Origin of the sequence: Pseudomonas sp. SBT1-2, from assembly GCF_028640875.1 — a bacterium.
Lineage (GTDB): Bacteria > Pseudomonadota > Gammaproteobacteria > Pseudomonadales > Pseudomonadaceae > Aquipseudomonas > Aquipseudomonas chlororaphis_I.
Map to the genome: position 1 here is coordinate 1 of NZ_JAQZAA010000093.1, position 19,324 is coordinate 19,324.

Annotated in this window: 17 protein-coding genes; 10 read left to right on the forward strand and 7 right to left on the reverse strand. The window is 63.8% G+C overall.

The genetic code is table 11. The features are described 5' to 3' along the window. On the forward strand, positions 1 to 564 hold a 564-nt coding region (locus tag PVZ78_RS20110), incomplete at its 5' end, for an ABC transporter permease subunit (protein ID WP_273829139.1). A gap of 291 nt (positions 565 to 855) precedes the next feature. Here PVZ78_RS20110 and PVZ78_RS20115 read toward each other — a convergent pair. Further along, positions 856 to 3,267: a penicillin acylase family protein gene (locus PVZ78_RS20115; RefSeq protein ID WP_273829140.1), complete on the reverse strand. Its 2,412-nt coding sequence runs from the start codon at positions 3,265 to 3,267 to the stop codon at positions 856 to 858. Between the two features lie 107 nt (positions 3,268 to 3,374). Beyond that, entirely contained in the window at positions 3,375 to 3,953 is a 579-nt protein-coding gene (locus PVZ78_RS20120; protein ID WP_016702896.1) for a DUF6436 domain-containing protein, read from the reverse strand. Between the two features lie 109 nt (positions 3,954 to 4,062). Between PVZ78_RS20120 and PVZ78_RS20125 the strand changes: the two genes are divergently transcribed. Further along, complete coding sequence (locus PVZ78_RS20125) at positions 4,063 to 4,986, forward strand: alpha/beta hydrolase (protein ID WP_273829141.1); 924 nt, start codon at positions 4,063 to 4,065, stop codon at positions 4,984 to 4,986. Positions 4,987 to 5,089: 103 nt separating this feature from the next. Here the strand turns inward: PVZ78_RS20125 and PVZ78_RS20130 are convergent, their stop codons facing one another. Then, on the reverse strand, positions 5,090 to 5,842 hold the full coding sequence (locus PVZ78_RS20130; RefSeq protein ID WP_016702898.1) for a DUF2059 domain-containing protein: 753 nt from the start codon (positions 5,840 to 5,842) through the stop codon (positions 5,090 to 5,092). 171 nt (positions 5,843 to 6,013) lie between these two features. Here PVZ78_RS20130 and PVZ78_RS20135 point away from each other — a divergent pair, with 171 nt between their 5' ends. Continuing rightward, the gene (locus PVZ78_RS20135; protein WP_124355509.1) at positions 6,014 to 6,646 is read left to right on the forward strand and encodes a 2OG-Fe(II) oxygenase; all 633 of its coding nucleotides are present in this window, start codon (positions 6,014 to 6,016) and stop codon (positions 6,644 to 6,646) included. A 2-nt stretch (positions 6,647 to 6,648) separates the two neighbouring features. Further along, on the forward strand, positions 6,649 to 7,131 hold the full coding sequence (locus PVZ78_RS20140; protein WP_016702899.1) for a DUF523 domain-containing protein: 483 nt from the start codon (positions 6,649 to 6,651) through the stop codon (positions 7,129 to 7,131). 96 nt (positions 7,132 to 7,227) lie between these two features. Here the strand turns inward: PVZ78_RS20140 and PVZ78_RS20145 are convergent, their stop codons facing one another. Beyond that, positions 7,228 to 8,001, reverse strand: coding sequence for a transporter substrate-binding domain-containing protein (locus PVZ78_RS20145; protein ID WP_041985003.1), 774 nt, complete (start codon positions 7,999 to 8,001; stop codon positions 7,228 to 7,230). A gap of 133 nt (positions 8,002 to 8,134) precedes the next feature. Here PVZ78_RS20145 and PVZ78_RS20150 point away from each other — a divergent pair, with 133 nt between their 5' ends. Continuing rightward, positions 8,135 to 8,572: a DUF4399 domain-containing protein gene (locus tag PVZ78_RS20150; RefSeq protein WP_009051365.1), complete on the forward strand. Its 438-nt coding sequence runs from the start codon at positions 8,135 to 8,137 to the stop codon at positions 8,570 to 8,572. Positions 8,573 to 8,716: 144 nt separating this feature from the next. Here the strand turns inward: PVZ78_RS20150 and serA are convergent, their stop codons facing one another. Continuing rightward, complete coding sequence (gene serA, locus PVZ78_RS20155) at positions 8,717 to 9,946, reverse strand: phosphoglycerate dehydrogenase (protein ID WP_007932850.1); 1,230 nt, start codon at positions 9,944 to 9,946, stop codon at positions 8,717 to 8,719. 204 nt (positions 9,947 to 10,150) lie between these two features. On the opposite strand from serA, the gene PVZ78_RS20160 reads away from it, so the two are divergent. The 4 genes from PVZ78_RS20160 (at position 10,151) to PVZ78_RS20175 (ending at position 14,412) form a co-directional block, all read left to right on the forward strand. After that, on the forward strand, positions 10,151 to 11,545 hold the full coding sequence (locus tag PVZ78_RS20160) for an FAD-binding oxidoreductase (protein WP_273829142.1): 1,395 nt from the start codon (positions 10,151 to 10,153) through the stop codon (positions 11,543 to 11,545). Positions 11,546 to 11,600: 55 nt separating this feature from the next. Beyond that, on the forward strand, positions 11,601 to 12,266 hold the full coding sequence (locus PVZ78_RS20165) for a fumarylacetoacetate hydrolase family protein (protein WP_028683527.1): 666 nt from the start codon (positions 11,601 to 11,603) through the stop codon (positions 12,264 to 12,266). A 189-nt stretch (positions 12,267 to 12,455) separates the two neighbouring features. Then, on the forward strand, positions 12,456 to 13,385 hold the full coding sequence (locus PVZ78_RS20170) for an SdiA-regulated domain-containing protein (RefSeq protein ID WP_273829143.1): 930 nt from the start codon (positions 12,456 to 12,458) through the stop codon (positions 13,383 to 13,385). A gap of 115 nt (positions 13,386 to 13,500) precedes the next feature. After that, entirely contained in the window at positions 13,501 to 14,412 is a 912-nt protein-coding gene (locus PVZ78_RS20175) for an SdiA-regulated domain-containing protein (RefSeq protein WP_009051361.1), read from the forward strand. Between the two features lie 186 nt (positions 14,413 to 14,598). Here the strand turns inward: PVZ78_RS20175 and PVZ78_RS20180 are convergent, their stop codons facing one another. Together PVZ78_RS20180 and rpiA are read right to left on the reverse strand one after the other, a co-directional pair. Then, positions 14,599 to 16,551, reverse strand: a complete 1,953-nt coding sequence (locus PVZ78_RS20180; protein WP_257371914.1) for an autotransporter domain-containing protein — start codon at positions 16,549 to 16,551, stop codon at positions 14,599 to 14,601. Positions 16,552 to 16,847: 296 nt separating this feature from the next. Beyond that, the gene (gene rpiA, locus PVZ78_RS20185) at positions 16,848 to 17,519 is read right to left on the reverse strand and encodes a ribose-5-phosphate isomerase RpiA (protein WP_009051359.1); all 672 of its coding nucleotides are present in this window, start codon (positions 17,517 to 17,519) and stop codon (positions 16,848 to 16,850) included. Between the two features lie 284 nt (positions 17,520 to 17,803). Here rpiA and ilvA point away from each other — a divergent pair, with 284 nt between their 5' ends. Beyond that, positions 17,804 to 19,318, forward strand: a complete 1,515-nt coding sequence (ilvA, locus tag PVZ78_RS20190; RefSeq protein ID WP_009051358.1) for a threonine ammonia-lyase, biosynthetic — start codon at positions 17,804 to 17,806, stop codon at positions 19,316 to 19,318. Positions 19,319 to 19,324: the final 6 nt, after the last annotated feature.

Here is a 19,324-nt window from a genome sequence, read left to right on the forward strand (position 1 = left end):
GTGATCACCGGCCTGTCGCTGTTGCTGCTGTTCGTGGCCATGGCGCAGATGATCGGCTGGCCGCAGGAGCGTGGCATCGTCACCATCTGGATCGCCCACACCACGTTCTGCGCCGCCTATGTGGCGGTGGTGGTGTCGGCGCGCCTGCGTGAGCTGGACCTGTCCATCGAAGAGGCGGCCATGGACCTGGGGGCACGGCCGTGGAAGGTGTTCTTCCTGATCACCATCCCGATGATCGCGCCCTCGTTGGCGGCGGGCGGCATGATGTCCTTCGCCCTGTCCCTGGACGACCTGGTGCTGGCGAGCTTCGTCTCCGGCCCGGGTTCCACCACCCTGCCGATGGAAGTGTTCTCGGCGGTGCGCCTCGGCGTGAAACCGGAGATCAACGCGGTGGCCAGCCTGATCCTGCTGGCGGTGTCGCTGGTGACTTTCCTGGTCTGGTACTTCAGCCGTCAGGCCGAAGAGCGCCGCAAGCGCGCCATCCAGCAAGCCATCGAAGAGGCCGCGGCCGATTCCTGGAAACAGCCGGACGTGCGCCGCGCACAGGCCCCGGAAGCGGCCTGATAGGCAACAGCCGGAAGGCTTTGACCGTGACAAGACATCGCCCCTGTTCAGGGGCGATGTCGTTTTCGGGGGTAGCCGCTGCCACAGGCTGCGATAGGTCCGAAGGACCTCGGCGACCTTGAGACCGCTGCGACCGTTCCGGTCGATCGCAGCCTGCGGCAGCGGCTACAGTGATAGCTTCGAAAGCGCTTCGGCTCGCGGGTCTTGGCATCCAGCACATCGTTTTCCGCCGCCGCCGCCGCTTCGCCAGCAAGCTGGCTCTTGCAGGTTATGCATCGTTCACCGTGAGGCTTACTGTGCCACCCGCGCCGGCAACAGTTTCAGGGTGCTGTGGGTATTGGCCATGACTTCTTCTTCGTTGAAGTGCGCCTGCTGGTACACCCCTTCGATATAGGCCTCGGCCTGGTCCTGATAGTGCTTGTCGAACAGCACACCGCTTTGCCCGACCGGGTTGACGGTCAGGCTGTGGGCCGGGTCGGCGAAGTCGATCAGGCGCCGGGTCGAAGGGCCGTAAGTCACCGGCCAGGGCGCCGGGCCGATCTTCGCCGACTGGTTGTTCGGCACTTCGTGGGTGCCCGGCGCGGCGAACGGGCCGACGTTGAAAACCCGGTCCAGGGGTTTCTGCAGGCCCAGCGGGTGGCCGTGGGTCAGGGTATGCGCCTGGCCCCACAGCCATTTGCTCGAGTCGTCGCCAAAGGTCGCCTTGAGATGAGCGAGGCTAGCGCGCCAGGCAACCCTGACCGTGTCGGCGCGGCTTTCCCGGCCGAGCGTGTTGCGGTTGTCCCACCAGGGCGAGTCGGCGGAGGCGGCCAGGCGTGGCAGCGTGGCGTCTATCACCCGGGTGGACAGCAGGGTGTCGAAGAAGGCGTCGCCCAACTCGTCGTGAAAGGCCGCGTCGGTGAGGTTGAACAGGAACTGGTTGAACAGGGTGGCGCTGGTGGAGTCCAGCGGGTAGTCGCCTTTCCACTGCGCCAGTTGCTCCACCAGCTTGAGTTCCTGCGGGTCGCTCACCACTTCGCGCAACACTGGCAGCAGCGGCGCCAGCAGGCGCGGGCCGTAGGCGGTGGTGGTGCCCAGCTGGAGCTTCTGGCTGGCTTCGATATCCCACTTCACGCTCTTGTCGCTGAGCTGGCGGTCCAGTTGCTGGCCGCGGTCGGCGAGGTTGTAGTAGCCGGGAATTTCCATGCCGGTGGGCGAGACCGGCTGGAAGTTGGCCGAAACGATATAGCCGCGCGCCGGGTTTTCTTCCTGCGGGTTGGCGCTGAACGGGTAGAAGCCCTCTTTGTCCGCCAGCGAGGTACTGCCGTCGAGGATGAACGCGCCCTTGGCGCCGATCGGCCGCTTGGGCAATAGCGCCGCGGCCCACCAGCCGATATCGCCCTTGGCGTTGGCCCAGACGATGTTCAAGCCCGGCGCTTGGACCTTGGACGCGGCGCTGCGGGCCTTGGCCAGGGTGTCGGCGCGGTTGAGCTGGTAGAAGCCGTCGAGGATCGGGTTCGGCGTCTCGAGGAAGGCCCACCACATGGCGATCGGCGTCTTGCCGGCATTGGCCCCGAGCACGTCGTTGATGATCGGCCCGTGGGGCGACTGGCGCAGGATCTGGGTAACCGGTGGCTGGCCCTTCACCGCGATCTGCTGCTCGCTGTTGACCAGGTCGACCCACTTGCCGCGGTACCAGACCTGGTTGGCGTTGTTCGGGTTGACCTTCTCGGCGATCAGGTCCAAGTCGTCGTTCTGGAACATGGTCAGGCTCCAGCCGAAGTCCAGGTTGTGGCCGAGAAAGGCGAAGGGCACCAGCGCCTGGTGATGACCGTAGAGCTCGAAGCCCGGCGCCGACAGCTGGGCTTCGTACCACACCGACGGCACCGCGAAGCGGATGTGCGGGTCGCCGGCTAGCAATGGCTTGCCGCTCTTGGTGCGGCTGCCGGACACCGCCCAGGCGTTGCTGCCCTCGAATTGCGGCAGGCCGGCGTCGGCCAGGGCCTGTTCGCTCAGCCGGGCGATGGCGCCCAGGTCCTGCCAGTCGCTGGCGGCCAGGCTCGGCGCCAGCGGGCCACGGCCCTTGGCCAGGGCACCCTTGGGCTGCCAGTCGAGGTCGAAGACTTTCAGGTAGTCGCTGCCGAGCTGGTCGCGCACGTAGGTCAGCAGCGGCTCGGTGCGGAAGGCCGCGGCGAAGCTGTAGGCCATGTAGCCGGCGACGCTGATGCTGTCTTCGGCGGTGAAGGAGCGCTTGGGAATGCCGAGGACGTCGAACTCGATCGGTTGCGGGTGGCTGTTCTGATACTGGTTGACTCCGTCCAGGTAGGCTTGCAGGCCCTTCCAGGCAGGGGACTGGCGATCCAGCCCGGCGACGTAGCTGTCGGCGCGCTCGCGGATACGCAGGCTGCGGAACAGTTTGTCGGTGTCGAGCAGTTTGGGGCCGAGTATCTCGGCCAGCTCACCACGGGCCAGGCGCCGCATGACTTCCATCTGGAACAGCCGGTCCTGGGCGTGGACATAGCCCAGCGCGCGGTACAGGTCGGTTTCGTTTTCCGCGCGGATATGCGGCACGCCGCGTTCGTCGTAACGCACCGTGACCGAGCCCTGCAGGCGCTCCAGCTCGACCTGGCCCTGGCGCGACGGCTGCTTGCTGTACAGGTACCAGCCCCCACCCGCGGCAAGAGCGAGGATCAGGACGACGAGTACGGTCAGGCTGCGTTTCATGGTGACTCCTTGTTCTTTCTGCGATTTGCCTGCCGTGGGGGAGGGCAAACATTTAGCACAGGCCTTCTGTGCCGGGCATCCGTTGTCTGGGAAAAGTCAGGAATGCCTTAATCCGTCTGTTTCGGCCATGGACAATAACAGCCCACCGCCAAGGTGTGGGTGGCGCTCACCGTACGGCCTTCGTGCAGGGCCTGGAGGATAGGTTCGATAAAGCTGTTGCTGGAGTTGCAGGTCAGGCCTTCGCTGTAGGGGCCGAAATAGGCCAGGGTGCCGTTGCGGTCCCAGATCGCCACGGCCGGGCTGGCGGGGATCTGCTCCGAGCCGGGCAGGCCGTCGAGGACTTTCAGGCGGCTCAGGGTGGCGGGCAACTGGCCGTGGCTGCCGGCCTTCTGTACCGAGTAGAACTCCACGCCCTGCGGGCCGTAGTGCTCGATCAGCTCGGCCAGGTGCTGCTGGTTGCCGACATTGCACGGGCAGGCCGGGTCCCAGAAGTGCACCAGGCGGATGGCGCCTTCGCCGGCTAGGCCAGGAGGCAGTTGCAGCGGGTCGCCGGAAAATACCGCGGTGTGTTCGCTGAAGGTCCGCAGGAAACGTCCCTGGAACCAGTCGTAGGCGACCCACAGCACCCCGGCGCACAGGAGGGCGAGCAGGCTGGCAAGCAGGGTCGTGCGGTAGGGCAGACGCATACGGATCATTCCTCGAAGGTCGCGTAGCTTGCCATGCTTGCCCCGACAGATGAATATCGCAGGCCGATAAAGCCTGTTTCGCGTTCCGCGCCACCCTGGGAAAACCCTTATGTCTGCGACCTTCGACCCCGACCTTCTGCGCGCCAGCCTGCGGCCCCTGGCCGAGGCGCAGCCGCTCTCGGCCCAGGCGCAGGCCTATCAGCGTTTCTATGGGCTGGATCTGCCGGTCAAGCGTGGGCTGGGGCGTTTCGCGGTCGGCGGTTTTGACGTGGTCGGCCAGGTCTGGTGGCCCGAACAGCCGGTGGCGACCTTGTTTCTGCTGCACGGTTTCTACGATCACATGGGCTTGTACCGGCATGTGATCGAATGGGCGCTGGAGCGGCAGTGGGCGGTGATTGCCTGCGACTTGCCGGGCCACGGCCTGTCCAGCGGCGAGCGCGCCAGCATCGATGATTTCGCGGTGTACCAGGCGGTGCTGCAAGGTTTGTTCGACGAGGCCCGGTCCCTCGATCTGCCCCAGCCCTGGCACCTGTGCGGGCAAAGCACGGGCGGTGCGATCGTGATCGATCACCTGCTCAACCAGGGTGCCCAGAGCCCGGCCCAGGGCCAGGTGATCCTGCTGTCGCCGCTGGTACGCCCGCGTGCCTGGGGCTGGTCGAAGCTCAGCTATTACATGCTCCGGCCTTTCGTCAAAGGCATCGCCCGGCGCTTCAGCGAGAACTCCACCGATCCCGATTTCCTGCCGTTCCTGCAGCGCGACCCGTTGCAGCCGTTGCGCCTGCCGACCGCCTGGGTCGGGGCGTTGGCGCAATGGATCAAGCGCATCGAGCTGGCCCCGCGCAGCAGTCGGCAGCTCTTGATCGTTCAGGGGCAGGCGGACATGACGGTGGATTGGCAGCACAACCTGCAGGTGATCCGGCAGAAGTTCCAGCAGCCCCAGGTGCTGATGCTGCCCGAGGCGCGGCATCACCTGGCGAACGAGGCGGCGCGCATTCGCCAGGAATACTTCGCTTTCCTCAACCAGCATCTGTAGCCGCTGCCGAAGGCTGCGATAGGTCCGAAGGACCTCAGCGGTCACAAGATCGCCGCGACCGTACCGGTCGATCGCAGCCTGCGGCAGCGGCTACAACAGACGCTTAGGGTGCGAGGCTGGAAGTGCTCTGGCCGACGGCCAGCCCGGCGCGGATCGCGGCCAGGGCGGCCTGGTAGTAGGCCTTGCCTTCGGCGGATTCGGCGAAGTTGGCGAACTCTTCCAGCTCCGGGTCGGACAGGTCGCGATAGACGTACAGCAGGGTGTTGTTCAGGTCGTTGCCGATCTGCGCCATCAGCCGCTGGCGCTGGCCATTGAGCATGTTCTGCGCCTGGCCTGCCCCCAATAGGCCGGGGATCATCTGGCTCAGGCTGTCGGCGGCGACGCCGGCGATCGCCAGGCTGACTTCCGCGCCGGCTTCACGGGCCGGCAGCGCCTGGGCCAGGTGGCCGATGATCAACTGACGGGTATCGCTGGCCTGCATCTTCGGCAGGCCCTGGGCATTTTTCGCCAACTGGTCGCGGCGGGTCGCCAGCAGTTCGGCGGCGACGATCTTGCGCCCCAGCGGCGACTGGAAAAACGCCAGGGCCGGTTTCGGATCGGCGAGGTTCTGCCGCAGCTGCGCCTGGGCACGGCGGTCCATGGCCTGCGGGGCGAAGCGCTGGTTGCTGTTATTGACCAGCGCCTGATAGACCGCTGGCGGCAGGCTATTCTGGTAACGCTGCTGGGCAGCGGTGAGGGCATCGTTGAAATGCGCACGTTGTTCCGGCCAGCCGGCGACCTTGTACAACTGGTCGTGGCCGTCTGCCCAGGCGGGCAATACACAGAACATCAACAGTGAAAAAAGCAAACGGCGCATAAGGACTCCTGTCGGCAGCCCACTATTCTCCGGGGCAAGGCGATGGTTGTCGAGAATTCGTATCAGGTTCAGTACGCAAACTGTCCGATCGAACGACGAACAGAGACAGCGCCAGGCTGCTTGGTCAGAATTATCGAGATGATCTGTCGGATTCATCTGGGTGTGGATACTATGCGCGCCATGCAAATACCCTCTGATCACCCGCTGCTGTTACGCATTGTCGATGACCTGGCCACCCGTGGCTGGTCGCAGCAGAACATCTTCCTGCCAGAAGCCCTGACCGTGGAGCTGGCGGCCGAGTGCCGCAAGCGCGCGGCCGAAGGTGAGCTGGCGCCGGCGGCGGTTGGCCGTGGCCCGGCGCAGGAGATTCGCGAGGGGATCCGTGGCGATCACATCCAGTGGCTCGAGCCCGGCCAGGCCGATTGCTGCGATACCTACCTGGGCTTGATGGACAGCCTGCGCGAGGCGCTGAACCGTGGGTTGTTCCTCGGCCTGGAAGACTTCGAAAGCCATTTCGCGCTGTACCCGCCAGGGGCGTTCTACCTCAAGCATGTCGACCGTTTCCGCGACGATGACCGGCGCATGGTGTCGGCGGTGATCTACCTCAACCAGGACTGGCTGCCGGAGCAGGGCGGGCAACTGCGCATGTACTTCGATGGCGAGAGCGAGTACGACGTGGATCCCGCTGGCGGCCGGCTGGTGGTGTTCCTCTCCGGCGAGGTGCCCCATGAAGTCCTGCCCGCGACCCGGGAACGGCTGTCCCTGACGGGCTGGTTCCGCCGGCGCGGCAACGAGCCGTTCTGATCATGCACAAGATCCTGGTCAGTCGCTGCCTGTTGGGCCACCGCGTGCGTTACGACGGTGGCGCCAGCGGGCCGTTCGATCAACTGGCGAGCTGGCAGGCCGAAGGGCGGGTGGTCGCGTTGTGTCCGGAAGTCGCCGGCGGCCTGCCGACGCCACGGGCGGCCGCGGAAATACCTGGTGGGCAGGGCGGCGAAGTGCTCGATGGCCTGGCGCAGGTCATCACCACCGAGGGCGAAGATGTCAGCGCCGAATTCCTCAGCGGTGCCCGGCAGGCGCTGGAACTGGTGCGCGAACACGGGATTCGCATCGCCGTGCTCAAGGCCAACAGCCCGTCGTGCGGCAACCTGCTGACCTACGACGGCAGCTTCAGTGGGGTCAAGGTCAGCGGCGAGGGCGTCACCGCCGCCTTGCTCAAGCGCGCCGGGGTGCAAGTCTTCAGCGAGCTGGAACTGGCCGAGGCCGCCGCGGCCCTGGCCTCGCTCTAACGCCCCTGTAGCCGCTGCCGCAGGCTGCGAAAGGTCCGCAGGACTTCAGCGATATCACCTTCTGCGCAGCCGCAGCCTTCTGCAGCGATTACAGCATCAAGGCTTGGGTGGCTTGCTCGCATCCATGCCGAACCATTTTTCCGACAACGCCATCAGCCGGCCATCGGCCTTGATGCGCTGCAGCGCGCCGTCGAGGCTCGCCTGGAACGCCGGATTACCTTTCTGGAACGGGATCGCCAGGCTCAGGGTCGGCCCGACCTTGGCGCCTTCCTTCACCGGCAGGCGGCTGTCGCGGATGGCGTAGGGGATCAGCAGGCGGTCGCTGATGGCGGCGTCGAGCTGCTTGTCCGCCACATCCTTGATGGGCTGCTGGGCGTTCGGGTAGCTGCGCAGGTCGATGCCTTCCACGGTGCGCGCCTGCTCGACGAACTGGCTGCCCTGGGCCACGCCCAGTGCCTGGCCCTGGAGCGCCTGCAGGCTGCCCAGCGTGCGCTCTTCTTCCTTGCGTACGATCAATTGTGCGCTGGAATAGCTGTAAGGCTCGCTGAAGTCGAAACGATCCTTGAGTTCTGGAGTCATTGCTATGTGATTGATGGCGATGTCGTAGCGGCCGCTTTCGACGCCTGGCAGCAGGTCGGCGGCGTCGGTGACCACGAAGTCCGCCCGCACATCCAGCTCGCGGGCAAGCAGTTGGCCCAGCTCGACTTCGAAGCCGGTGAGCTTGCCGTCGTCCTTGAAGTTGAAGGGTGGGGTATTGGCTTCCAGGGCGATACGCAGTTCCCCGCGGTCATTCACATCGTCGATCAGTTCGGCTTGAGCGTAAGTGCTCACAAGAGGTAGCAAAAGTATCAGGCCAGGCAGAAAACGCATGGTCACTCCTTGAATTTATATGTGCGATGCGCTGTTCAGGCTCGCTTTGCTATGGTGTTGATTGCCCTTCGACAACGATATGCCACGAAGTTGTCATAACCGTACCGATTTTGCGGAAAAACTGGAGAATAGAATGAAAACCTTTATATCTCGTGCTGCATTGGCCGGCCTGATGCTAGGGGCTTCGATGTTGGCTTCTGCGGCGGATATTCCTCGCACCAAGGCGCCGGAAGGCGCTTCTGTCTTTATCGTCACCCCGGTCAATGGCGATACCGTGGCCAAGACCTTCAAGGTCAAGTTCGGCGTCAGCGACATCTCCCTGGCGCCCGCCGGCGACCAGACTCCGCACACCGGGCACCACCACCTGCTGGTCGACGTCGACAAGCTGCCGGCCGAAAACATGCCGATCCCGGCCGACGCCCAGCACATCCACTTCGGCAAGGCCCAGACCGAAACCGAGCTGACCCTGGCCCCGGGCAAGCACACCCTGCAGCTGGAGCTGGGCGACAAGAACCACGTGCCGTTCGACCCGCCAATCGTTTCGGAAAAGATCACCATCACCGTCAAGTAAGTGCGGACGGCAAAAACTGCCTGTAAATAACTGCCTGTAAATAACTGCCTGTAAATAACTGCCTGTAAATAACTGCCTGTAAATAACTGCCTGTAAATAAAAAGGGAGGCCCCAGGGCCTCCCTTTTTCATTGCCAGCGAGCGCTTAGAACAGCACGCGGCTGCGGATGGTGCCGTTGACGTGTTGCAGTTTCTCTTGCGCCAGCTCCGAGTACTCGGCGTCGACGTCGATTACCACATAGCCAACTTTCTCGTTGGTCTGCAGGAACTGACCGGAGATGTTGATGCCGTTTTCGGCGAAGACCTTGTTGATCTCGCTCATCACACCCGGGATGTTCTCGTGGATGTGCAGCAGGCGGTGCTTGCCAGGGTGAGCCGGCAGGGCCACTTCCGGGAAGTTCACGGACGATACCGAAGTACCGTTGTCGCTGTACTTGACCAGTTTCTCCGCCACTTCCAGGCCGATGTTGGCCTGGGCTTCAGCGGTCGAACCACCGATGTGCGGAGTCAGGATCACGTTGTCCAGGCCACGCAGCGGGCTTTCGAACTCTTCGTCGTTGGAGCGTGGCTCCACCGGGAACACGTCGATGGCGGCGCCGATCAGGTGCTTGTCCTTGATCGCCGCGGCCAGGTGGTCCAGCTCGACCACGGTGCCGCGCGCGGCGTTGATCAGGATGCCGCCTTTCTTGATGGCGCGGATTTCCTTCTCGCCGATCATCCACTGGGTGGCAGCGGTTTCCGGAACGTGCAGGGTGACGATGTCGGACATGCCCAGCAGCTCGTGCAGGTTGCCGACCTGGGTGGCGTTACCCAGTGGCAGCTTGGTCACGGTGTCGTAGAAGAACACCTGCATCCCCAGGCCTTCGGCCAGGACCGACAGTTGGGTGCCGATCGAGCCGTAGCCGACGATGCCCAGCTTCTTGCCACGGATCTCGAAGGAGTTGGCCGCGCTCTTGATCCAGCCGCCACGGTGGCAGGAGGCGTTCTTCTCTGGGATACCGCGCAGCAGCAGGATCGCTTCGGCCAGCACCAGTTCGGCTACGGAACGGGTGTTGGAGTACGGTGCGTTGAACACCGCGATGCCGCGCTCGCGAGCCGCGTCGAGGTCGACCTGGTTGGTGCCGATGCAGAAGCAGCCAACAGCAACGAGCTTCTTCGCGTGATCGAAGATTTCTTCAGTCAGTTGGGTGCGGGAGCGAATGCCGATGAAGTGCGCATCGGCGATCTTTTCCTTCAGTTGGGCTTCCGGCAGAGAACCGGTGAGGTACTCGATACTGGTGTAGCCCGCGGCCTTGAGGACGTCGACAGCCGATTGGTGGACGCCTTCGAGAAGAAGGAACTTGATCTTGCTCTTATCGAGAGAAGTCTTGCTCATCTGCGTAAACCTGTGTCCCGGAGAAAAATGGCAGGAAATGGTCAACAGATGCTGACCCGGACGGCAGGAAAGCCGTCGCCGCAGAACGCCCTTCGGCACTATTCTGCGGGGGGTCGTATGCTAGCATACGGACCCCGCGAAACACTCGTTCCTGCGACGTGAAGCGTTCTCAGGATGACCATGAATTGTTCGAGAGTTCTGTCGATGACCAATCCTGCGCTGATTGATGAGCTGAAGACCCTGGTCGAGGCTGGCAAGGTCCTGACCGACGCCGACTCCCTCAACGCTTACGGCAAGGATTGGACCAAACACTTCGCGCCGGCGCCGAGCGCCATCGTCTTTCCCAAGACCATCGAGCAGGTCCAGGCCATCGTGCGCTGGGCCAACCGGCACAAGGTCGCGCTGGTGCCGTCCGGCGGCCGTACCGGCCTGTCGGCTGCCGCCGTGGCGGCCAATGGTGAAGTGGTGGTGTCTTTCGACTACATGAACCAGATCCTCGACCTGAACCTGACTGACCGCACCGCGGTCTGCCAGCCGGGCGTGGTGACCGAGCAGCTGCAGAACCGCGCCGAAGAAAACGGCCTGTATTACCCGGTGGACTTCGCTTCCGCAGGTTCCAGCCAGATTGGCGGCAATATCGCCACCAATGCCGGCGGGATCAAGGTGATTCGCTACGGCATGACCCGCAACTGGGTGGCCGGGATGAAGGTGGTCACCGGCAAGGGCGACCTGCTGGAACTGAACAAGGACCTGGTCAAGAACGCCACCGGCTACGACCTGCGCCAGCTGTTCATCGGTGCCGAGGGCACCCTGGGTTTCGTGGTCGAGGCGACCATGCGCCTGGAGCGCGCGCCGAACAACCTCACGGCGATGGTGCTCGGGACTCCGGATTTCGACTCGATCATGCCGGTGCTGCATGCCTTCCAGGGCAAGCTCGACCTGACCGCCTTCGAATTCTTCTCCGACAAGGCCCTGGCCAAGATCCTCGGCCGCGGTGATGTGCCGGCGCCGTTCGAGACCGATTGCCCGTTCTATGTGCTGCTGGAGTTCGAAGCCAGCAACGAGGACGTGGCCAACGACGCCCTGGCCACCTTCGAGCACTGCGTGGAGCAGGGCTGGGTGCTGGACGGCGTGATGAGCCAGAGCGAGCAGCAACTGCAGAACCTGTGGAAATTGCGCGAGTACATCTCCGAAACCATCTCGCACTGGACACCGTACAAGAACGACATTTCGGTCACCGTGTCGAAGGTGCCGGCTTTCCTGAAGGATATTGACGCGATCGTCGCGCAAAACTATCCGGACTTCGAAGTAGTCTGGTATGGCCACATCGGTGACGGCAACCTGCACCTGAACATCCTCAAGCCGGATGACCTGAGCAAGGACGAGTTCTTCGCCAAGTGCGCCACCGTCAACAAGTGGGTGTTCGAAACCGTCGAGAAGTACAACGGCTCGATTTCCGCCGAGCACGGCGTGGGCATGACCAAGCGCGATTACCTGACCTACAGCCGTTCGCCGGTGGAAATCGATTACATGAAGGCGGTCAAGGCGGTGTTCGACCCGAACGGCATCATGAACCCGAGCAAGATTTTCGCTGTTTGACCCCAGGGTCACTCAAGCAGCGGTACCTGATGAACCAAACGAGCAGGAGTCGGTAATGAGCTATCAGCACCAGTATGTCGACGGTACCCGTATTCATTTCCCGGTCGGCAAGATCGTGTGCATCGGGCGCAACTATGCCGAGCACGCCAAGGAACTGGACAATCCGGTGCCGACCGAGCCGCTGCTGTTTATCAAGCCGGGCAGTTGCGTGGTGCCGCTGGAAGGCGGCTTTGCCATCCCCACCGAACGTGGCTCCGTGCATTACGAGGCGGAAATCGCGGTACTGATCGGCAAGCCGCTGTCGACCAAGCCCAGCCGCGAAGAAGTGCTGGATGCCATCTCCGGTTTCGCCCCGGCCCTGGACCTGACCCTGCGCGACAAGCAGGCCGAGCTCAAGGCCAAGGGGCTGCCCTGGGAAATCTCCAAGTGCTTCGACGGCGCCTGCGTGCTGGCGCCATTCGTGGTCGGCAGCACCTTCCCGGACCTGACCGACATCAATATTCGCCTGACCATCAACGGCGAAGTCCGCCAGGACGGCAACAGCAGCATCATGCTCAACCCGATCGTACCGATGATCCAGTACATGGCCGGCTGCTTCTCCCTGCAGGCGGGCGACGTGATCCTGACCGGCACGCCGGTGGGTGTGGGGCCGTTGAATGTAGGCGATGAGCTGGTGCTGGAGCTGCCGGGCGTCAGCCGCTTCGAAAGTCGCGTCAGCTGATCCAGCGGTTTTCGACGCGAGGCTCGCCTGCAATGGGCGGGCCTCTTCAGCGAAAGTACTGGCATCTGGGGCGTTTCGGACCCTTTGCCGTTTTTTTCACATCCGTTCTGGATAATTTTCCGATTACAGACGTCTGAGTCTGCCCCGATGTGCTATTACCCATAGCTGGTTTTCTGGAACGCGCTCCCCATGTCCATGCCTCACACCCCCGAGCTTCAAACGGTTCGTCGTCGCGGTTTGTTCCACATGCGCTGGTATTCCTGGCTGTTGCTGTCGGGCGTGGTGATGTATGGCATTGCGATCGCCATGCACTGGGACGACCGTGGCCTGCTCTGGGTGCTGGAGCGTTTCGAAACTCCGGCCGAGCGCCAGGAAAGTGTCTGGCTGCCGGATTACCGCGCGGTGATCGACGCCAAGGTGCTGCCGGGCATGGAGAAGGACGAGGCCTCCGACCTGGCCTACAACCCGCAGACCAAGACCCTGTTTTCGGTGATGGGCAAGAACCCGTTCCTGGTCGAGCTGAACCTGCAGGGCGATGTGCTGCGCAAGATGCCGCTGGTGGGCTGGAGCAACCCGGAAGGGGTGACGGTCATGGAGAACGGCCTGCTGGGGATCGTCGACGAGCGCGATCACCTGCTGACCATCGTCAAGGTGGATGCCAATACCCGCGAGCTGAACATTTCCGACTTCCCGAAATACGACCTGGGGCCCTCTCAGGACCAGAACAAGGCGTTCGAAGCCGTGGCCTGGGACCCGCGCAAGCAGCAGTTGCTGCTGGGCGAGGAGCGTCCGCCGGCTCTGTTCATCTGGAACAGCGACGGCAGCCAGACCCTCAAGGGCGACAAGCAGAAGCTGGAAAGCGATGAGCTGGACCTGCGCAACCTGTCCGCCCTGAGCATCGACCCACGCACCGGTCATACCCTGGTGCTGTCCGCCGACTCGCACATGCTGCTGGAGCTGGACGAAACCGGCGAGCAGGTCAGCTTCATGACCTTGCTGGGCGGTTTCAACGGCCTGAAAGACACCATTCCGCGGGCCGAGGGCGTGGCCATGGATGAGCAGGGCAACCTGTACATGGTCAGCGAACCCAACCTGTTCTATCGCTTTGAGAAGCGCTGATTCAGCAGTTTCTGGCGGCAAAAGGCCATAATCTGGCATACGCCCGCTGCGATTAAGTTTAAATTCATCCGGCTGTGATATTTCATCCGCCTGATTTGTATTTGAGCTTGCCAGCATGCGTCGACTCGCCTATCCCAAACCGTTGTTCCTCCTCCTGTGTTTTATCGTGCTGGTGCTGCTGGGCATTGCCGGGCAGCACCACCGTTACTTCGAGCGCCTGTGGTTCAACTGGCGGGTCATGTCGCAGCCGGTCAACACCGATGCCATTGGCCTGGATGGCTATCGGGTGAGTCTCGAAGCACAAAAGATCGAAGGTCTGGATGATGTCTCGGCGCTGACCTACGACCCGGTGCGCAAAAGCCTGTTCACCGTGACCAACAAGAATGCCGAGCTGATCGAGCTGTCGCTCGACGGGCGCATCCTGCGGCGCATCGCCCTGACCGGTTTTGGCGATCCGGAAGCGGTCGAGTTCATCAGCGCCGACACCTACGTGATTACCGACGAGCGCCAGCAGCGGCTGATCAAGATTCATCTGGAGGAGGACACGGTGTTCCTCGACGCGGCGGACGCCGAGCAGATGACCCTGGGTGTGCACATGAGCGGCAACAAGGGTTTCGAGGGCCTGGCCTACGATTCGGTGGGCAAGCGCCTGTTCGTCGCCAAGGAACGCGACCCGATGCTGATCTACGAGGTCAAGGGCTTCCCGCATTACGACCCGGAGAAGTCCTACGCGGTGCATGTGGTCAACAACCCCAAGCGCGATGCCGGGTTGTTCGTGCGTGACCTGTCCAGCCTGCAATACGACGAGCGCACCGGGCATCTGCTGGCGCTGTCGGATGAGTCGTGGCTGGTGCTGGAACTGGATGTGGATGGCCGGCCCCTGAGCACCATGTCGCTGCGCAAGGGGCGGCAAGGTTTGCAGGCCACGGTGCCGCAGGCCGAAGGCATTGCCATGGACGACGACGGCACCCTGTACCTGGTCAGCGAGCCGAACCTGTTCTACGTCTTCAAGAAGCCGACCCCGTAACCCTGTAGCCGCTGCCGAGCTTGCGAGGCTGCGCCCGGGCGCGCAGCGGCCGCAAACCAGGCAACCCCATCCTCCCAGACAGTCCGCATGCACCGGACGTGCGAGGACTGCGTCGGAATGCCGCCCACCTCGTACGCAGCCTCGCAGGCTCGGCAGCGGCTACAAGGATCGGCTACAGGCTACCGCTTAAAACTGCCACTGCACGCCGAGGGAGTAGCCGGTCTGGCTGCCTTCGGCGTGACCGATCCGGCCATTGACCTCGGCGTACAGCCCTAGCTGTGGCGTGATCGCCAGCTGGCTGCCGAGCTGGGCGCGGCCGAAGCTCTTGTCCACACCGCCCAGGCGAGCCACGCGCACTTGACCATCGGCGCGGCTGGTCAGGTCCAGGTCGTCCAGGCGGCCATCTCCCAGCTCCTTGACCCAGGCCAGGTCGCCATAAGGCAGCAGGCTCATGCCGTAGGGCAGGGTGACGGCGCCGCGAACGCGCCAGCCGAGGCTGGCTTCCAGCGAATCGAATGACTGCTCCTCATAACCCAGCGCCGTGCGCAGGTCCTGCTTCTCGTGGAAGCGGTCGATGCGGTAGTGGGTGTAATCGAGGCCAGCGAAGGGGCCGCTCTTGATCGCCCCGAAATCCAGGTCGTAACCACCGAGCACACGGGCGCCCAGGGTCAGGGCGTCGGTATCGCCCGTCAGTTTCTGGTTCAGCAGCACCGGGCCGCCGTTGGCCTGGATCACCAGGTTGCGCTTGGATTCGAAGCGGGTGCGGCCGACGCTCAGGTCGCCGGCCAGCCATTGCGGGCCGCCGTCATTGAGCAAGGCGTAGACCGCCGCCTGCCAGGTGTCGCTGTCGAGCTTGCCGCGATGCTCGAGCTTGTCGCGACCGTTCTGGTAGCTGAGGCTGGCGCCAACGTTCAGGCTCGAATTGAGCTGGTAGTCGCCCAGGGCATGCACCCCCAGCCGACGCGCCTCGGGATTCGGCGCGCTGTCGAAACCGCTGTCGGGGCTGTATTCACCGTCGATGCCGATCTCGCCATCGAAACTGCCGACTTCGCGACCCATCGCCTGCAAGGTCAGCCAGCGCCGGTCGTGCAGCCGGACCATGGCCTGATGCTGGCGTTGCAGATGATCCTGCTGGTTGCGCGCCACGGCGCCGCCGGAAGCGGTGGAGGCCAGCAGGTCGGCGTTGGTCAGCTCCAGGACCAGGCGGCTGAGCAGCCGCGAGTAATCGCGCAGGCGTTGGTCGATGCGTTCCTGGCCGAAGGCGTTGGTCAGCACCGCCTTATTGTCCTCAGTGGGGTCGTGCCAGGTGGAGCCGCCGGGGATGGCCGGGTTGGTGGTCTGGGTGTAGCCGTCCAGGTCACCGATTTCCCAGTTGGTGGCCTCGATATAGAGAATCGGGATGTTCAGCCCTTCGAAGGCCTCGCCGTCGCTGCAGCAGCCGGTGCCCGCGGGGTATACCGGGTCGAGGCCGGGGTTGGTGAACAGATTGATCTGCAGTTCCCTGGCGATCCGCAGGGTGTGTTCGCGCAACGAGGCCAGGGCCGGGTTGGCGGTGCTGTTCTGGCCGGCATGGGCGTACATCATGTCGCCGGTGATCAGGCTGTCGAGGTTGATCATGGCCAGCATGTTGGCGCGCTGGCTGGCGCTGAGGGAGTCGACGAACGCCCTGGAGCCGCGCAGGCCTTCCTCCTCGGCACCGAAGCCGACCACCTGCAAGCCGTTTTCCAGCTGCAGCCCGCCGAGGTTACGGGCGATCTCGGTCAGGACGCTGGCGCCGGAGCCGTTGTCGTCCAGGCCTTGCAGGGTCGGGCGACCGAAATAGGTATCGAAGTGCGCGCCGACCACCACGTACTGCGGCTTGGTCCCGGCGGCGTAGGCCACCACGTTTTGCGAGCTGCGGCTGCTGCCACCGGCGGTCCAGGAAAAGTCCTGGCGGCTGATGTCGTAGGCGCTGCCCATCTGGCTCTGCATCCAGTCGGCGGCCCCGGCGAAGTTGGCGGTGCCACGGTAGCGGCCCGGGTAGTCGTTGATCAGTTTGTCGAGAGTGGTGGCTGCGTGTTCGCCATATTCATAGGCGAGGGCCTGGGTGGACAGCAGGACGCTGGCAAGACTGACAGCAAGCGTGAGGGGTTTGAGCACGGTGATCTTCCTTGAGGGTGAAAAACGGGGGCCGTTGCACAATGCGCGCCTCTTTCCCTGGGCGACCCTGGATTGGCGCATTGCTTAAACCGAACGTCGCCTGGCGGTAATTTGTAACGGATTTGATACGGGAAGTCGTGGGCCGTGCTGAGACCTGGAGCGCGAATCTGGATATTTCTGCGGCTAAATGCGGCGAAAAGTAGCGGTGCGGGCGGAGTTGGTGCGGGGAGAGGCGGGGGGAGGTATGGATCGAAGCATTCGCCCCCGCCATTGCGGCAGGGGCGAAATCGGCGGCATCAGGCGGTGAGGGTCTTCACGCCTTCGCTGGTGCCCAGCAGCAGTACGTCGGCCGGGCGGGCGGCGAACAGGCCGTTGGTGACCACGCCGACAATCGCATTGATCTGTGCTTCCAACTCCACCGGATTGGTGATCTGCATGTTGTGCACGTCGAGGATGATGTTGCCGTTGTCGGTGATCACGCCTTCCCGGTAGACCGGGTCGCCGCCCAGCTTCACCAGCTCGCGGGCCACGTGGCTGCGGGCCATCGGAATCACTTCCACCGGCAGCGGGAAGGCGCCCAGCACCGGCACCAGCTTGCTGGCGTCGGCGATGCAGATGAAGGTCTTGGCCACGGCCGCGACGATCTTTTCGCGGGTCAGGGCCGCGCCGCCGCCCTTGATCAGGTTCAGGTGCTCGTCGCTTTCGTCGGCGCCGTCGATGTAGAACTCCAGGTCGCTGACGGTGTTCAGTTCGTACACCGGGATGCCGTGGCCCTTGAGGCGCGCCGCGGTGGCTTCGGAGCTGGCGACCGCGCCATCGAAGGCGGCCTTGTGCTGGGCCAGGGCGTCGATGAAGCAGTTGGCGGTGGAGCCGGTGCCGACCCCGACGATGCTCTTGTCATCGAGTTTCGGGAGGATGAGGTCGACGGCAGCCTGGGCCACGGCCTGTTTGAGTTGATCCTGGGTCATGCGGGCTCCGGAAGCGGGCAAGGGGGAACGGAAAGGCCGGCATTATAGGCCGGTGTCCTGAGCAGGTCATTGCCCGTTTGGCGAACTGCTTTTGGTAGCCGCTGCCGAAGGCTGCGATCGACCGTCAGGTCGTGACGGACGAGAGTGCGCTGGAGGTCCTACGGACCTATCGCAGCCTTCGGCAGCGGCTACAGAGGGTTAAACCTCTGGATTCGTGTGGTCGCCCGGGCAAACGCTGGGTTAGACTCGCTGGCCCTGCCCAACCCGCTCAGTGATGCTTTCCGATGCTCGAACAGTACGTCAAAAAGATCCTCACCTCGCGCGTTTACGACGTTGCCGTAGAAACCCCGTTGCAGACTGCCCGCCAGCTCTCCGAGCGGCTGGGCAATCAGATCTGGCTCAAGCGCGAAGACTTGCAGCCGGTGTTCTCGTTCAAGATTCGTGGCGCCTACAACAAGCTGACCCAGCTCAGCGACGCGGAGCGCGCCCGTGGCGTGGTCACCGCCTCGGCCGGCAACCATGCCCAGGGCCTGGCCCTGGCGGCCAAGGTGCTGGGGGTGAAGGCGACCATCGTGATGCCCAAGACCACCCCGGAGATCAAGGTCGAAGGCGTGCGCTCGCGCGGCGGCAAAGTGGTGCTGCACGGCGATTCCTTTCCCGAAGCCCTGGCCTACTCGCTGAAGCTGGTGGACGAAAAAGGCTACGTCTATATCCACCCGTACGACGATCCGCACACCATCGCCGGGCAGGGCACCGTGGCGATGGAAATCCTGCGCCAGCATCCGGGGCGCCTGGACGCGATCTTCGTGCCGGTCGGCGGTGGCGGCCTGATCGCCGGGATCGCGGCCTACGTCAAATACCTGCGGCCGGAAATCAAGATCATCGGCGTCGAGCCGGACGACTCCAACTGCCTGCAAGCGGCGATGGCCGCCGGCGAGCGCGTGGTGCTGCCGACCGTGGGCATCTTCGCCGACGGCGTCGCGGTGGCGCAGATCGGCCAGCACACCTTCGACATCTGCAAGGACTACGTGGATGAAGTGATCACCGTCAGCACCGACGAGATCTGCGCGGCGATCAAGGACATCTACGACGACACCCGCTCCATCACCGAGCCGGCTGGCGCCCTGGGCGTGGCAGGGATCAAGAAGTACGTCGAACAGCGCGGCGTCAGCGGGCAGACCCTGGTGGCCATCGACTCTGGCGCCAACGTCAACTTCGACCGCCTGCGCCATGTCGCTGAGCGCGCCGAGCTGGGCGAGGGCCGCGAAGCCATCATCGCCGTGACCATTCCCGAACAGCCGGGGAGCTTCAAGGCGTTCTGCGAAGCTATCGGCAAGCGCCAGATCACCGAGTTCAACTACCGCTATAACACCGGCAGCGAAGCGCACATCTTCGTTGGCGTGCAGACCCACCCGGAAAACGATCCGCGCAGTGCGCTGATCGCCAGCCTGTCCGAACAGGGCTTCCCGGTGACCGACCTGACCGACAACGAACTGGCCAAGCTGCATATCCGTCATATGGTCGGCGGGCATGCCGCGCGGGTCAGCGACGAAGTGGTGTTCCGCTTCGAGTTCCCGGAGCGCCCGGGCGCGCTGTTCAACTTCCTCAACAAGCTCGGCGGGCGCTGGAACATCTCGATGTTCCACTACCGCAACCACGGCGCGGCCGATGGCCGGGTGGTCGCCGGCCTGCAAGTGCCGGCGAGCGAACGCCATCTGGTGCCGGCGGCGCTGGAGCAGATCGGGTACCCGTATTGGGACGAGAGTGATAACCCGGCGTATCAGCTGTTCCTCGGCTGAACGGCT